This window comes from Pantoea sp. EKM21T, assembly GCF_011800405.1.
GTDB lineage: Bacteria > Pseudomonadota > Gammaproteobacteria > Enterobacterales > Enterobacteriaceae > Pantoea > Pantoea agglomerans.
Genome location: NZ_JAALFV010000001.1, coordinates 668,367 through 683,485, shown reverse-complemented (window position 1 = coordinate 683,485; position 15,119 = coordinate 668,367). Strand labels below are relative to the sequence as shown.

Below are 15,119 nucleotides of genomic sequence, written 5' to 3'. Positions count from 1 at the left end.
CGGGTATGTAGCTTCAGGCGAGAGCGCGTGTGGGTACATGGGCACAGGGGGAGAAGACAGAAAGAGAGAAATAAAAAACGGCGAAACCAGTCGCCGAAATACTCAAGAATTACAGGAAAATAGTTAATAAAGGGATGATTGACGGGTCTATCGTAAAACAAAACGAGTGGCGCTGATAGTCAGGCGATTTAAATAAGAAAAGGTCGGAATGGCGTTAATTAACAGCGGTTAACATTATTCAGGCCGCGTTGATGCTGCGGCCTGAATTTGATTAGCCACAGACTCAGGGCAATATAACCGAAACCGGCAGCACAGCGCTGTCATCCAGCTTTTTCCGCAACTGAATCAGCGTGGATTGATAAGGGCAGAGCACGCCGACATCGGTGATTCTGCAGTCTTGCTGATGCCACTCCTGACGTAATAACGGATGTTTATCATCAATCTGTTGTAACTGACGAATCCCATCCAGACTCTGCGCCTGGAAATAGAGCCGCAAAAAACGTTCGCCGCTGTGGGTGTCGCGCCAGCGCTCCAGCACCAGACTACTGCCCGGTGGAATGTTGCCGCGTGAATAGCCTGGCAACTGCCAGCTAAAGCCCATCAGGGTGCGCACCATCGCAATATTGGTGTCATGTGCCACCAGAATCAGCCAGCGGCCCGGCGCGCTATCGGAAGCAATCGCCTCCAGCAGGGCGTTGAGCAATATCGAGCCACGGCGCTGTGCCTGATAGAGCACGTCGTTGCTGAGATCGTAGTTTGCGGTCAGCAGCGGCAGCAGCGTGGTGATCTGCGCGGCCGAGGTGATGTGTCCCCAGGCGAGCTGATCCCACGGCAGGTTTTCGCTGTAGCCCAGTCGCAGCGTCTCCACCATGCTTGCCATCACACTCAGCCCGTAAACGTATGTGTTGCCATTACGGGTTTGCCGGAACGACCAGGGCGCATCAAAGAGGGGGCAGTCAGTCGCGGGCGGGCAGACGGCGGCTTTCAGCTGCTGAATGGCGGGTTGCAACTGCTGTTGCAGCCGCGCCAGATCGCCCGCTTTCTGCTGCTTAGCCGCCAGCTCCTGAGCAGGATCGCTCTGGGTGATCGTCAGCTTTTCACTCTGAAACAGGGGATCGACTTCGCCCGCTACGTGATGCACCGGCACGCCGCAGCCGGGAAAGGCCCCGTCAGTCAGCGCTGTGGCCGTGGCACGGGTGCGCTGCAGCGGACTGGCGCGCACGTAGACCTGTGCCGCATCAGGACAGCCCGCGCCCAGCAGGCCGAGCTGGCGATAGTGCTCGCCTTGCCAGCGTCCTTTATTGACCACCGCGCTGTAGCCATGACCGGTCAGCTCACCATCGGCGGTGGTCCACTGCGTCCAGGGTTGCTGGCTGGCGGCTTCAATCTCTTTACGATTGCCGGGGGTGGGCGGACGGACACCGTGACGGCTCAGTTCGACCACCTTCTCCAGCTGGTAATCCGCCGCCTGTGACACCGGACTTAACAGCCAGAGAGAACAGAGGATCAGCGCGCAGCGGTACAGGCCTGGCAGCGTCATTTACTCCTCCAGCGCGCGATTACCGGTCAGCGCTTTGATTTTTGGATAAAGAGTCGCATTGGCCAGCAACACCGGGTTGCCGTTTTTGAGTCCTTCGTTGCGCAGATAATCATTAGTAACGCCGCCCGCTTCGCGCATCAGGACGATGCCCGGCAGACTATCCCAGGGATGCATATGCGCTTCATAGTAGCCAATCAGTCGCCCGGCGGCCGCCCAGGCGCTGGTCAGCGCGCCAGAACCGATGCGAATAAACATGCCACCCTGTTCAGTTAAGCCGCTAATCAGGCGCGAGACGCTTTCGGCAGGGGTGCGACTGGAGTTGCTGATGCCGAGCAAACCCTCGTTGAGATGCGTCGCGCTATGAACCTGCAAACGGCTCTCATTAACCCACGCACCCTGACCTGCTCGTGCGTGAAACAGCTCCTGATGATTGGGATCGCAGACCACGCCGATCACTGGTTCGCCGTCACAGACCACCGCCAGCGAGACGCACCAGTTAGGCAGGCCGTTGACGAAGCAGGCGGTGCCGTCGATGGGATCGACCACCCAGATAAAGGGCGCGCCCTGAACCTCACCACCGCTCTCTTCGCCATAGACAGCATCGTCAGGAAAGCGCTCAGCGATTAATGTCTTAATCAATGCCTCAACGTTACGATCAGCCTCGCTGACCACGTCCTGCAAATCCCTTTTGTGTTCCACCACCAGTGTCTGACGCTGCTGATACCACGAATAAGCCCGGCTGGCCGCCGCACGGGCGATGTCGCAGGCGTAACGGTAACGCGCGTCAATTTCAGAATGCGAAGCGGATGACATCTTTTCCTCTTATGTCTTTTGGTCAAAACGAACGGAAGGCACGCCTGAACAGGCGGTCTGGCTGTGATATTTACTTAACTATTGTTAAGAAAGGCTTCATTAAGCCGCAGATAGGCAGCAATGGCAAGATGGTGCGGGGTCGGGTGAGGCGCTTTCCCGGCGGGCGAAAGCTGGCGTCCGCCAGCCCGGCAGCAGAGGATCGGGTTTTACAGGGTTCTGCTGGTCGCCAGCGCCATTAAACGCGGATAAAAAACAAAAAACAGCGCTTCCAGCTGATCATAGTGTTGCGTGAAATCGTGGTAAGAGTCGCGCAGGGCCGCCAGGCGTGGACGGCGGCTGGCCATGCCGTGCAGCACCCGCTCCAGCCGCGCGGGCTGGGCATAATGCTCAAACCAGCGCTCGCGCCACATCACCGCGTTGAGTTCCTGAAACTCGATGGGGGTGTCTGCCAGTTGCGGCATGATTTCACGTTCGGCGGCGGCAGAAAAGTGCACCAGCGTCTGGCCGGGCGTGAAGTGCTGCCAGTGCCGGGCCAGAAAATGGTCCCAGATGACGTCCAGCGTAATGGGTGCCACGCGATAGGTTTCGGCACGGAACAGCTGACGGGCGCTGCGCACTTCCGGCAGCGCATCGGTCATCACATCGAGACGACGGTGCATCAGAATGCCGTCCGCGACGGGCGCAGACCAGTACTGGTGCGGGTTGCCACGCACAAAATCGGCCATTAAATTGCCGAGTAAGGAGCTGTCGGCCAGCTTAGCCAGATGGAGATGAGCAAGAAAGTTCATGCCGCATTATAGGCTGAACTGCCTTTGCGCAGCCAGTTGTTCAGAATTGGTCGATTTTCCGCTAAACTGTGCCGCCTGTTTTTGCCTGAGAAAGAACTCTTTCATGCGTGTCGCCGATTTTGCTTTTGAACTGCCCGAATCCCTGATTGCTCACTATCCCCAGGCGCAGCGCAGCGGCTGTCGTCTGCTGTCGCTCGAGGGTCCCAGCGGGACGCTGTCGCACGGTGTGTTCACCGACGTGCTGGATAAGCTGAATCCGGGCGATCTGCTGGTGTTCAACAACACCCGTGTGATTCCGGCGCGCGTCTTTGGCCGCAAAGCCAGTGGCGGCAAAATCGAGATGCTGGTGGAGCGGATGCTCGACGACAAGCGTGTGCTGGCCCATGTGCGCGCCTCGAAAGCGCCGAAGCCGGGAGCAGAACTGCTGCTGGGCGAAGACGAGAGCGTCAAAGCGACGATGGTGGCGCGTCACGATGCGCTGTTTGAGATTGTGTTTGATGATGAGCGCGCGGTGCTCGACATCCTCAACAGCGTCGGCCATATGCCTCTGCCACCTTATATCGACCGTCCGGATGAAGAGGCGGATCGCGAGCTCTATCAGACGGTTTACAGTGCCCGGCCGGGTGCCGTTGCGGCACCGACCGCCGGTCTGCATTTTGATGAACCGCTGCTGCAGGCGCTGAAAGAGAAGGGCATTGAGATGGCGTTTGTGACGCTGCATGTCGGTGCGGGAACCTTCCAGCCAGTGCGCGTCGACAACATCGAAGAGCATCACATGCATGCTGAATATGCCGAAGTGCCGCAGGAGGTTGTTGATGCGGTGCTGGCCTGTAAAGCACGCGGCAATAAGGTGGTCGCTGTCGGCACCACCTCTGTCCGTTCGCTGGAGAGTGCCGCCAAAGCGAGTCAGGATGCCCTGATTGCGCCGTTCTTCGACGATACCCAGATTTTTATCTATCCGGGCTATGAGTATCAGGTGATCGATGCGCTGATCACCAACTTCCATCTGCCCGAATCGACTCTGATTATGCTGGTCTCGGCGTTTGCCGGTTATCAGCACACCATGGCCGCGTACCGCGCAGCCGTGGCTGAGCAATATCGTTTCTTCAGTTATGGTGACGCGATGTTTATCAGCAAAAATCCGCAGGCGCCGCTGGAAAAAGTGGGCGACTGATTTATTAACCGATAGCCGGAATCGACTGAGAGCGACTGAAGGTTATCTGCATCGGACTGTTTCTCCGATGGAGGCTTTGTGAAATTTGAACTTGATACCACAGATGGGCGCGCACGCCGTGGCCGTCTGATTTTTGATCGCGGTGTGGTGGAAACCCCTGCGTTTATGCCTGTTGGCACCTATGGCACCGTTAAAGGCATGACGCCGGAAGAAGTGCAGGAGACCGGCGCGCAGATCATTCTGGGCAATACCTTCCACCTCTGGCTGCGTCCGGGTCAGGAGATCATGAAACTGCATGGCGATCTGCATGACTTTATGCAGTGGAAAGGGCCGATCCTGACCGACTCCGGCGGCTTCCAGGTCTTCAGCCTGGGCGACATCCGTAAAATCACCGAAGCGGGCGTGCATTTCCGTAACCCGATCAACGGCGACCCGATCTTCCTCGATCCGGAAAAATCGATGGAGATTCAGTATGACCTCGGTTCCGACATCGTGATGATTTTCGATGAATGTACGCCCTATCCGGCGGACTGGGACTACGCCAAACGCTCGATGGAGATGTCGCTGCGCTGGGCGCAACGCAGTCGTGACCGTTTTGACAGCCTGGGCAATAAAAATGCGCTATTTGGCATTATTCAGGGCTCGGTTTACGAAGATTTACGAGATGTCTCGGTGAAAGGTCTGGTAGAGATTGGCTTTGATGGGTACGCTGTGGGCGGCCTGGCGGTGGGTGAGCCTAAGCAGGACATGCACCGTATTCTTGAGCACGTCTGTCCGCAGCTTCCGCAGGATAAACCGCGTTATCTGATGGGTGTCGGCAAGCCAGAAGATCTGGTTGAGGGCGTCCGTCGCGGCGTCGATATGTTTGACTGCGTGATGCCGACCCGTAATGCCCGAAATGGTCATCTGTTTGTGACTGAGGGTGTGGTGAAAATCCGCAACGCCAGATACAAAGATGACACTGCGCCACTGGATGCGGAGTGTGATTGTTACACCTGTCGCAATTATAGTCGTGCCTACTTGTATCATCTCGACCGTTGTAACGAAATACTGGGCGCGCGTCTGAACACTATCCACAATTTGCGCTATTACCAGCGCCTGATGGCAGGTTTACGCCAGGCCATCGAAGAGGGTAAATTAGAGCGCTTTGTAAACGAGTTCTACCAACGGACGGGCAAAGAAGTTCCGCCTTTAACGTCTGATAATTCATCAATGAGGGAAATTTAATGAGCTTTTTCATTTCTGACGCCGTGGCCGCAGCAGGCGCACCGTCTCAGGGAAGTCCGTATTCTCTGGTGATCATGCTGGTGGTGTTTGGTCTGATTTTCTATTTCATGATCCTGCGTCCGCAGCAGAAACGTGCGAAAGAGCACAAGAAGCTGATGGATTCTATCTCTAAGGGTGATGAAGTGCTGACCAGCGGTGGCCTTGTAGGCCGCGTAACAAAAGTCTCTGACACGGGCTACGTAGCTATCGCGCTGAATGACACCAATGAAGTCGTCATTAAACGTGATTTCGTCGCCGCCGTGCTGCCTAAAGGCACTATCAAGGCGCTGTAATTCTTTCTTCCCTAAGGGAACTGCCGTGTTAAATCGTTATCCTTTGTGGAAGTACGTGATGCTGGTCGTCGTGATTCTCGTCGGCCTGCTCTATGCGCTTCCCAACCTGTATGGTGAGGATCCGGCCGTTCAAATCACTGGTGCGCGCGGAAGCGCCGCCAGTGAGCAGACGTTGGATCAAATTCAGTCCGCATTAAAACAAGACAATATCCAGAGCAAATCTGTTGCGCTGGAAAATGGTGCGATTACCGCGCGCTTCAATAATACGGATGTGCAGTTACGCGCCCGTGAAGCGATCATGAAAGCGTTGGGTGAAGACTACGTTGTTGCGCTGAACCTCGCGCCAGCCACGCCTCGCTGGCTGAGTATGCTGTCAGCAGAACCGATGAAACTCGGTCTCGATCTGCGTGGTGGTGTGCACTTCCTGATGGAAGTGGACATGGACACTGCACTCGGCAAACTGCAGGAGCAGAATGCTGACTCGCTGCGTAGCGACCTGCGCACCAAAAGTATCCCTTACACCACCGTCAACAAAATCGCGAACTACGGCGTGGAAATTCGTTTCCGTGACGCAGCCAGCCGCGATGCGGCGATCTCCTGGCTGACCTCGCGTCATCAGGATCTGGTGATCAACAGCAGCGGCAGCGATGCCCTGCGTGCCACCATGAGCGATGCTCGTCTCAGCGAAGCGCGTGAATATGCGGTTCAGCAGAACATTACTATTCTGCGTAACCGTGTGAACCAGCTGGGCGTGGCTGAACCGCTGGTACAGCGTCAGGGTTCCGATCGCATCGTAGTTGAGTTGCCGGGTATTCAGGATACGGCACGCGCTAAAGAGATTCTGGGTGCAACGGCGACGCTGGAATTCCGTCTGGTAAACACCAGCGTGGATCCAACCGTAGCGGCCAGTGGTCGTGTACCGGGTGACTCTGAAGTTAAAGACATGCGTGATGGCCAGCCGGTGGTGCTCTACAAGCGGGTGATCCTGACCGGTGACCACATCACCGACTCGACTTCCAGCATGGATGAGTACAACCAGCCACAGGTGAACATTTCACTGGATGGCGCAGGCGGTAACATCATGTCGAACTTCACCAAGGACAACATCGGCAAGCCGATGGCGACCCTGTTTGTGGAGTACAAAGACAGCGGTAAGAAAGATGCCAATGGCCGTTCAATTCTGGTGAAACAGGAAGAGGTGATTAACGTCGCCAACATCCAGTCTCGTCTGGGGAACAGCTTCCGCATCACCGGTATCAACAACCCGAACGAAGCGCGTCAGCTCTCGCTGCTGCTGCGTGCCGGTGCGTTGATTGCGCCCATCCAGATTGTGGAAGAGCGTACTATCGGGCCGACCATGGGTCAGCAGAACATTACTCAGGGTCTGGAAGCCTGCCTGTGGGGTCTGCTTGCGTCGATCCTGTTTATGGTGGTGTTCTACAAGAAGTTTGGTCTGATTGCGACCAGCGCGCTGCTGGTTAACCTGGTGCTGATTGTCGGCATTATGTCGCTGTTGCCGGGCGCGACCCTGACCATGCCGGGTATTGCCGGTATCGTGTTAACGCTGGCGGTGGCGGTGGATGCCAACGTGCTGATTAACGAACGTATTAAAGAAGAGCTGCGTAACGGGCGCTCGGTTCAGCAGGCAATTCATGAGGGCTATAAAGGCGCCTTCTCCAGTATTGTCGATGCGAACGTGACCACCCTGATCAAAGTTATCATTCTTTATGCAGTCGGCACCGGTTCGATCAAAGGCTTTGCTATTACCACCGCAATTGGTATCGCAACCTCAATGTTCACCGCGATTGTCGGTACCCGTGCCATTGTTAACCTGGTTTACGGTGGCAAACGCATCAACAAGCTGTCTATCTGAGGAGTGCGTTGTGGCACAGGAATATAACATTGAGCAGTTGAACCACGGGCGTAAAGTCGTCGACTTTATGCGCTGGGATAAGCTGGCCTTCATCATTTCGGGACTGCTGATTCTCGCCGCGATTGCTATCGTGGGTGTGCGTGGTTTTAACTGGGGCCTCGATTTCACCGGTGGTACGGTGATTGAGATCGCGCTGGAAAAACCGGCCGATCTTGAAGTCCTGCGTGGTGATCTGGTGAAAGCGGGCTTTGACGAGCCGCTGGTGCAGAACTTTGGCAGCAGCCGTGACGTCATGGTGCGTATGGCACCGGTTACCGGCCCGGCGGGCACCGAGTTAGGCAATAAAGTGGTGTCGGTGATTAACCAGACCACCCAGCAGAATGCTACCGTTAAGCGCATTGAGTTCGTGGGTCCGAGTGTGGGCAGCGACCTGGCGCAGGCGGGTGCGATGGCGCTGTTGTCCGCGCTGATTGCGATTCTGATCTACATCGGTTTTCGCTTTGAGTGGCGTCTGGCGCTGGGTACCGTGCTGGCGCTGGCGCATGACGTGATCATCACCTGCGGCCTGCTGGCGCTGTTCCGCATTGAAATCGACCTGACGATTGTTGCCTCACTGATGTCGGTGATTGGCTACTCGCTTAACGATAAAATCGTGGTGTCGGACCGTATTCGTGAAAACTTCCGCAAGATCCGTCGCGGCAGCTCTTACGATATTACTAACGTGTCACTGACCCAGACGTTAAGCCGTACGCTGATTACCTCGCTGACCACGCTGGCGATGATCCTCATCCTCTTCGTGTTTGGTGGTGCGCTGCTGAAAGGCTTCTCACTGACCATGCTGATTGGTGTGACGATTGGTACGATTTCATCAATTTATGTCTCTTCGGCGCTGGCGCTGAAGCTGGGCATGAAGCGTGAACATATGCTGGTGCAGAAAGTCGAGAAAGAGGGCGCCGATCAGCCTTCTATCCTGCCTTAATCGCCGCAGAGAAATAAAAACGGGCAGCCATGTGGCTGCCCGTTTTTATTTTGCACCTGTGATCAGGGTGCAGCAGGGGAGGTCTGCGCAGGTGCGTCGCCGGTGACGTTATGCACGCGGACATAACCTGATTGATCCGGCGTGAGGCCGCTGAGTTGCAGCGGTATGCTCACCGAATGCTGGGGCAACAGCGAGGCAGGGACCGCTATTGTCTGACTCAGACTGCCGTTACTCAGTGGTTTACCGGTTGCCGGATCGAGTTCGCCCCAGTTCACCGTAGCGTGCAGGGCGGGCAAAGGGCGATCGTCCATTGAGAGTACCGTCAGGGTTGCCCGCGAGCCGCTGGCTTCAGCGGTGACAGGCGAGAGCGCCAGTCGCAGCGTGCCGAGCTGGGTTTGCAGTGCCACCGGCGTGTTCGCCTGCGGGATCAGCCACGCGCCTTGCTGCGAATGGCTGTTTAACTGCCCCTGAATCTCCAGCGCGCTGGCCTGCGTGGTCAGGTGCTGCATCTGCTGATTAAGCTGACTCACTTCCTGATGCAACTCTCTGACCTGCGGGTTGCTGGCGCTACTGCTGCAACCGCTCAGCATCACCAGAGAGAGCGCCACCGGAACCCAAACCATCCTGCTCATAAGTTATCCTTGTCCGTTATTTTGGAATACGTAAAACCTGGCCAGGATAGATCTTATCAGGATGAGAGAGCATTGGCTTATTCGCTTCGAAAATCTTGTTGTATTCGTTGGCATTTCCATAAACCTGTTTGGAAATTGCGCTCAGCGTGTCGCCTTTTTTCACGGTGTAAAGTTCTGACTCGGCCGCGCTGTCTGTCACGGTCACCTTATCTTCCACTTTGGTGATGCCTGCAACGTTACCGGCTGCGATCAGAATCTTCTCTTTCAGCTCCTGGGAAAGGCCATCGCCCGTCACGGTCACGGTATCGCCATTGACCTTCACATCCACTTTGTCGCTGTCGGGTAACCCGAGCTTGTTGATGTGATCCTGCAGCTTTTTATTCTGGTCATCGCCGCCATTCACGGCATCCCATAATTTTTCACCGGCTTCTTTCACAAAATTAAACAGACCCATACAACCTCCAGTGTGTTAGTGGATATACGCCGTCTTTCGGCTCTATAAGCGTAGACCCTTTTGCCGTCGCTGATATTTAACATCATTTATGCTGTGCGTGGTGGCACAGGAAAGGCACGGAAGAGATTTTGTTGATTCGCAGTTCGCGTTACACTGTCTGGCCCATCTCTCTCGCGTCAGGAAACGTCATGCATTGCCCATTCTGCTCCGCTGTGGACACCAAAGTGATTGATTCTCGTCTGGTTAGTGAAGGCTCTTCGGTGCGCCGCCGCCGCCAGTGTCTGATGTGTCATGAGCGTTTTACCACCTTCGAGGTGGCGGAACTGGTGATGCCACGCGTGGTGAAAAGCAATGACGTGCGCGAACCCTTTAATGAAGACAAAATGGCCAGCGGGATGATGAAAGCGCTTGAGAAGCGTCCGGTCAGCGCCGATGCGGTTGAAAGCGCCGTAAACCATATTAAAACCCAGCTGCGTGCCACCGGTGAACGTGAGATCCCCAGTAAGCTGATCGGCAATCTGGTGATGGATGAGCTGAAGAAGCTCGATAAAGTCGCCTACATCCGTTTTGCCTCGGTTTACCGCAGCTTTGAAGACATTCGTGATTTTGGCGAAGAGATCGCCCGGTTACAGGATTAAACCATGGATGAACTTTACATGGCGCGTGCGCTGGAACTGGCGCGACGCGGCCGCTTTACGACGATGCCGAACCCCAATGTGGGCTGCGTGATTGTGCGCGATGGCGAGGTGGTCGGTGAGGGCTGGCATCAGCGCGCCGGTGAACCGCATGCTGAAGTCCACGCCCTGCGCATGGCGTGCGAGAAAGCGCGTGGCGCAACCGCCTATGTCACGCTGGAACCCTGCAGCCATCATGGCCGTACGCCACCCTGCTGTGATGCGCTGATCGCCGCTGGCGTTACCCGTGTCGTGGCCGCCATGCAGGATCCGAATCCGCAGGTGGCGGGGCGCGGACTGCACCGTCTGCATCAGGCGGGCATCGAGGTCAGCCACGGTCTGATGATGGCGGAAGCGGAGGCGCTGAATCGCGGTTTCCTCAAACGCATGCGCACTGGCTTCCCCTGGATCCAGCTCAAGCTGGGTGCCTCACTGGATGGCAGAACGGCAATGGCCAGCGGCGAAAGTCAGTGGATAACCTCGCCGGCTGCCCGTCGTGATGTGCAGCGCCTGCGTGCGCAGAGCGCCGCCATTCTCAGCAGCAGCGCCACGGTGCTGGCGGACGATCCTTCCCTGACGGTACGCTGGTCTGAACTCAATGCGGAGAGCCAGGCACTGCTCAATGAACAGCAACTGCGTCAGCCGGTGCGGGTGATTATCGACAGCCAGAATCGCGTGACGCCGCAGCATCGGCTCATTTCGCAGCCGGGCGAAACCTGGCTGATGCGTCATCAGCCCGATGAGCAGAGCTGGCCCGCTGATGTGACGCAAATCGCTGTTCCGCTGCGCGAACAGCAGCTGGATCTGGTGGCGATGATGATGCTGCTGGGACAGCGACAGATTAACAGCGTCTGGGTTGAAGCGGGCGCAACGCTGGCCGGTGCCCTGTTGCAGGCCGGACTGGTCGATGAACTGATTGTTTATCTGGCGCCTAAGCTGTTAGGTCATGAAGGACGCGGGCTGTGTCAGCTGCCGGGACTGAGCCAGCTGGCTGACGCACCTGCCTTCCGTTTCAGTGATGTCCGCCAGGTCGGTGACGATTTACGCCTGACCCTGACACCACAATAACACGGTCGGAAAAGCGAGAGCACGCCGCCCAAGAGTATGATAGAATCCGCCCCCCTGCGCGGGGCCAACCAAACCCCTGAAAGGATAAGTATGAAAGTTATCGAAGCTGCTGTTGCAACGCCTGAGGCCAATGTTGCCATCGTTATCGCGCGTTTTAACAACTTCATTAATGACAGCCTGCTGGATGGCGCAGTTGACGCCCTGAAACGTATCGGCCAGGTCAAAGATGACAATATCACCGTAGTCTGGGTGCCTGGTGCATACGAACTGCCTCTGGCAGCACGCGCGCTGGCCAACACCGGCAAATATGATGCGATTATCGCACTCGGTACGGTTATTCGTGGTGGCACTGCGCACTTCGAATATGTGGCGGGTGAAGCCAGCTCCGGTATCGCCAGCGTTGCCATGAACAGCGAGATTCCTGTCGCGTTTGGCGTGCTGACCACTGAAAGCATCGAGCAGGCCATTGAGCGTGCCGGCACCAAAGCGGGTAACAAAGGTGCTGAAGCGGCTCTGACTGCGCTCGAAATGATCAACGTATTGAAAGCCATTAAAGCCTGATTTTTGTAAGGGGAATTTTGTGAAACCTGCTGCTCGTCGTCGCGCCCGTGAGTGCGCTGTTCAGGCGCTTTACTCCTGGCAGTTGTCGAATAACGACATTGCCGATGTGGAATACCAGTTTCTGGCGGAACAGGACGTCAAAGACGTCGACATTACCTACTTCCGCGAACTGCTGTCCGGTGTGGCGACCAACAGTGCGTATCTGGATGGACTGATGAAGCCCTATCTGTCGCGTCAGCTCGAAGAGCTGGGCCAGGTAGAAAAAGCTATCCTGCGCATCTCGCTGTATGAGCTGAGCAAACGTAATGATGTGCCTTATAAAGTGGCCATCAACGAAGGGATTGAGCTGGCGAAAGTCTTCGGTGCCGAAGACAGTCATAAATTTGTTAACGGCGTGCTTGATAAAGCCGGTCCACAAATTCGACCCAATCGCAAATAAACAAAAAGGCCGGCTTGCCGGCCTTTTTTCATGAAGGGTTAAGCGGAACGCAATTATGTCTTGTGGTGAATTTGAACTCATCGCACGCTACTTCAACCGCAGAACACGCAGCCGCCGTGATGTCGAACTCGGCATCGGTGACGATTGTGCGTTACTTAGCGTGCCGGAAAAACAGACGCTGGCGATCAGCACCGATACCCTGGTCGCGGGTGTGCACTTCTTACGGGATATCCATCCTGCCGATCTGGGTTACAAAGCCCTGGCTGTGAATCTCAGCGACCTTGCTGCCATGGGCGCCGACCCTGCGTGGCTGACGCTGGCCTTAACGCTGCCGCAGGTCGATGAGAGCTGGCTCTCTGCCTTCAGCGAAAGCCTGTTTGAACTGCTGGAATATTACGACATGCAGCTGGTCGGCGGCGACACCACCCGTGGCCCGCTGAGCCTGACGCTGGCGATTCACGGTCTGGTGCCGCAGGGCCGCGCCCTGAAACGTTCAGGCGCGAAGCCGGGTGACTGGATTTACGTGACCGGAACGCTGGGTGACAGCGCCGCGGGCCTGGCGCTGCTGCAGCATCACTGCCGTATCAGCGATCCGGCGGTGCATGAAGCGCTGATTAAACGTCATCTGCGTCCTATGCCGCGCATTCTGCAGGGCCAGGCGCTGCGTTCGCTGGCCTCCTCAGCGGTGGATCTTTCCGACGGCCTGATTTCCGATCTCGGCCACGTGCTGAAAGCCAGCGGCTGTGGCGCACGGCTTAATCTGGATGCGTTGCCCCTTTCGGCTGCGCTGCGCGACCATTTCGACCCTGAGCAGGTCCTGCGCTGGGCGCTGAGTGGCGGAGAAGATTACGAACTCTGCTTTACGGTGCCCGAGGTCAATCGCGGCGCGCTCGATGTGGCGCTGGGTCACCTGGGCGTGCCCTATACCTGCATCGGACAGATGGCGCCGGAGTCGGAAGGCTTAACGCTGCTGGATAATGGCAAGCCCGCCACATTCCGTCATAAAGGGTTTGATCACTTTGATGCTAAATAACGACGTGGCGAAGAGTCGCCTGCGGATGAGCAATCCCTGGCATCTGCTGGCGACCGGTTTCGGCAGCGGATTAAGCCCGGTCGTGCCTGGCACCATGGGATCGCTGGCGGCCATTCCGTTCTGGTGGCTGATGACCTATCTGCCGCAGGATCTCTATTCGCTGGTGGTGCTGGTCGGTATCTGCGTTGGCGTCTATCTCTGCCATCGCACCGCTAAAGATATGGGCGTACACGATCACGGCAGTATTGTCTGGGATGAGTTTATCGGCATGTGGATCACGCTGATGGCGATTCCGGTCAACAGCTGGCAATGGGTTCTGGGTGGCTTTGTGCTGTTCCGTATTCTTGATATGTGGAAGCCGTGGCCGATTCGCTGGTTTGACCGCAATGTGCATGGCGGCATGGGCATTATGGTGGATGACATTATTGCTGGCGTGATTTCCGCTGCCATGCTGTATGGCTTTGGGGTCTGGCTGGCGGGTTAACTGCCAGGGCTCTTCACACCGCGACAGAAGGTGACGCCCGGGCAGGGCGTCACTTTGTTGCCAGCCTTATTCGAATCCTACCGGCTGATGCGGCTGATAGACCTCTTCCAGCAGTGCAACTTCCTCGTCACTCAGCGTGACATCCACCGCCTTCACCAGATCCTCAAACTGCTCAGCACGCGACGCACCAATAATCGGTGCCGTGACGGCAGGCTTGCTCAGCAGCCAGGCCAGAGCCACCTGCGCCCGCGTTACACCTTTACCTTCCGCCACCTGCGCCAGACGCTCTGCAATCACGGCATCATTCTCTTCGGTATTGTCATAGAGCGACGCCATCACTTTGTCAGAGGCGGAACGCGCGGTATTTTCCCCCCACGGGCGGGTCAGCTTACCGCGCGCCAGCGGACTCCACGGCAGCACGGCAATCTGCTCTTGCAGGCAGAGCGGATGCATTTCACGCTCCTCTTCGCGCTGAATCAGGTTGTACTGATCCTGCATGCTGACAAAGCGATGCCAGCCCTGTTCCGACTGCATCTGCAACGCCTGGGCAAACTGACTGGCGTGCATCGACGAGGCACCGATATAACGTGCTTTGCCAGACTGCACGACTTCATGCAGCGCTTCCAGCGTCTCTTCCAGCGGCGTCTCATAATCCCAGCGGTGAATCTGCAGCAGGTCGACATACTCCATGCCGAGGCGCTGCAGGCTGTCATCAATGGATTGCAGAATATTCTTGCGCGACAATCCCTGTGACAGATTGGTCAGCGGGAAATAGACTTTGGTGGCGACCACGATCTCTTCACGGCGGGCAAAGTCTTTCAGCGCCCGACCCAGGATCTCTTCACTGCTGCCATCTGAATAGCTGTTGGCGGTATCGAAAAAGTTGATCCCTGCGTTCAGCGCCTGCTGGATCAGCGGACGGCTGCTCGCTTCCGGCAGCGTCCAGGCATGGTTGCCGCGCGTGGGTTCGCCATAAGTCATGCAGCCAAGACAGAGACGCGACACCTGCAGATCGGTGGTACCCAGTTGAATCGTTTTCATGGTGGAG

At 56.6% G+C, this 15,119-nt stretch carries 17 protein-coding genes; 11 read left to right on the top strand and 6 right to left on the bottom strand.

All coding sequences use genetic code 11. The features are described from left to right. Window positions 1–283 precede the first annotated feature (283 nt). The 3 genes from HFD87_RS03355 to HFD87_RS03345 all read right to left on the bottom strand — a co-directional run bounded on the left by HFD87_RS03355 (window position 284) and on the right by HFD87_RS03345 (window position 3,141). Window positions 284–1,540 (bottom strand): histidine-type phosphatase, encoded by a 1,257-nt coding sequence (locus HFD87_RS03355; RefSeq protein ID WP_167422928.1) that lies wholly within the window; start codon window positions 1,538–1,540, stop codon window positions 284–286. Continuing rightward, entirely contained in the window at window positions 1,541–2,353 is an 813-nt protein-coding gene (locus tag HFD87_RS03350) for an inositol monophosphatase (protein ID WP_010255344.1), read from the bottom strand. 206 nt (window positions 2,354–2,559) lie between these two features. After that, a complete protein-coding gene (locus HFD87_RS03345; protein WP_045140718.1) occupies window positions 2,560–3,141 on the bottom strand; it encodes an ACP phosphodiesterase in 582 nt (193 codons plus the stop codon). 103 nt (window positions 3,142–3,244) lie between these two features. Here HFD87_RS03345 and queA point away from each other — a divergent pair, with 103 nt between their 5' ends. The 5 genes from queA (at window position 3,245) to secF (ending at window position 8,726) form a co-directional block, all read left to right on the top strand. Beyond that, complete coding sequence (gene queA / locus HFD87_RS03340) at window positions 3,245–4,315, top strand: tRNA preQ1(34) S-adenosylmethionine ribosyltransferase-isomerase QueA (protein WP_033779668.1); 1,071 nt, start codon at window positions 3,245–3,247, stop codon at window positions 4,313–4,315. A gap of 78 nt (window positions 4,316–4,393) precedes the next feature. Then, window positions 4,394–5,542, top strand: a complete 1,149-nt coding sequence (tgt, locus tag HFD87_RS03335) for a tRNA guanosine(34) transglycosylase Tgt (protein WP_010255351.1) — start codon at window positions 4,394–4,396, stop codon at window positions 5,540–5,542. Continuing rightward, window positions 5,542–5,874 (top strand): preprotein translocase subunit YajC, encoded by a 333-nt coding sequence (gene yajC, locus HFD87_RS03330; protein WP_010255353.1) that lies wholly within the window; start codon window positions 5,542–5,544, stop codon window positions 5,872–5,874. The genes tgt and yajC overlap by 1 nt, the downstream gene beginning before the upstream one ends. 25 nt (window positions 5,875–5,899) lie before the next feature. Next, window positions 5,900–7,747 (top strand): protein translocase subunit SecD, encoded by a 1,848-nt coding sequence (gene secD, locus HFD87_RS03325; RefSeq protein ID WP_071997994.1) that lies wholly within the window; start codon window positions 5,900–5,902, stop codon window positions 7,745–7,747. Window positions 7,748–7,757: 10 nt separating this feature from the next. After that, complete coding sequence (gene secF / locus HFD87_RS03320) at window positions 7,758–8,726, top strand: protein translocase subunit SecF (protein ID WP_010255357.1); 969 nt, start codon at window positions 7,758–7,760, stop codon at window positions 8,724–8,726. 62 nt (window positions 8,727–8,788) lie between these two features. Here the strand turns inward: secF and HFD87_RS03315 are convergent, their stop codons facing one another. Together HFD87_RS03315 and lysM are read right to left on the bottom strand one after the other, a co-directional pair. Continuing rightward, window positions 8,789–9,358 carry a DUF3251 domain-containing protein gene (locus HFD87_RS03315; protein ID WP_163850634.1) on the bottom strand — a complete coding sequence of 190 codons (570 nt, stop codon included), beginning with the start codon at window positions 9,356–9,358 and terminating at the stop codon, window positions 8,789–8,791. Window positions 9,359–9,374: 16 nt separating this feature from the next. After that, window positions 9,375–9,812 carry a peptidoglycan-binding protein LysM gene (gene lysM, locus HFD87_RS03310; RefSeq protein WP_010671197.1) on the bottom strand — a complete coding sequence of 146 codons (438 nt, stop codon included), beginning with the start codon at window positions 9,810–9,812 and terminating at the stop codon, window positions 9,375–9,377. A 188-nt stretch (window positions 9,813–10,000) separates the two neighbouring features. Between lysM and nrdR the strand changes: the two genes are divergently transcribed. The 6 genes from nrdR to pgpA all read left to right on the top strand — a co-directional run bounded on the left by nrdR (window position 10,001) and on the right by pgpA (window position 14,071). Next, window positions 10,001–10,450 (top strand): transcriptional regulator NrdR, encoded by a 450-nt coding sequence (gene nrdR, locus HFD87_RS03305; RefSeq protein ID WP_009091750.1) that lies wholly within the window; start codon window positions 10,001–10,003, stop codon window positions 10,448–10,450. A 3-nt stretch (window positions 10,451–10,453) separates the two neighbouring features. After that, window positions 10,454–11,554, top strand: a complete 1,101-nt coding sequence (gene ribD, locus HFD87_RS03300) for a bifunctional diaminohydroxyphosphoribosylaminopyrimidine deaminase/5-amino-6-(5-phosphoribosylamino)uracil reductase RibD (RefSeq protein ID WP_167422927.1) — start codon at window positions 10,454–10,456, stop codon at window positions 11,552–11,554. A gap of 90 nt (window positions 11,555–11,644) precedes the next feature. Continuing rightward, the gene (gene ribE / locus HFD87_RS03295; RefSeq protein ID WP_010255369.1) at window positions 11,645–12,115 is read left to right on the top strand and encodes a 6,7-dimethyl-8-ribityllumazine synthase; all 471 of its coding nucleotides are present in this window, start codon (window positions 11,645–11,647) and stop codon (window positions 12,113–12,115) included. A gap of 19 nt (window positions 12,116–12,134) precedes the next feature. Further along, entirely contained in the window at window positions 12,135–12,554 is a 420-nt protein-coding gene (nusB, locus tag HFD87_RS03290) for a transcription antitermination factor NusB (protein ID WP_010255372.1), read from the top strand. A gap of 55 nt (window positions 12,555–12,609) precedes the next feature. Next, complete coding sequence (gene thiL / locus HFD87_RS03285) at window positions 12,610–13,587, top strand: thiamine-phosphate kinase (protein ID WP_010255374.1); 978 nt, start codon at window positions 12,610–12,612, stop codon at window positions 13,585–13,587. After that, entirely contained in the window at window positions 13,577–14,071 is a 495-nt protein-coding gene (gene pgpA / locus HFD87_RS03280) for a phosphatidylglycerophosphatase A (RefSeq protein ID WP_031293112.1), read from the top strand. The genes thiL and pgpA overlap by 11 nt, the downstream gene beginning before the upstream one ends. A 66-nt stretch (window positions 14,072–14,137) precedes the next feature. On the opposite strand, the gene HFD87_RS03275 is transcribed toward pgpA, so the two are convergent. Continuing rightward, a complete protein-coding gene (locus HFD87_RS03275; RefSeq protein WP_033756762.1) occupies window positions 14,138–15,112 on the bottom strand; it encodes an aldo/keto reductase in 975 nt (324 codons plus the stop codon). Window positions 15,113–15,119: the final 7 nt, after the last annotated feature.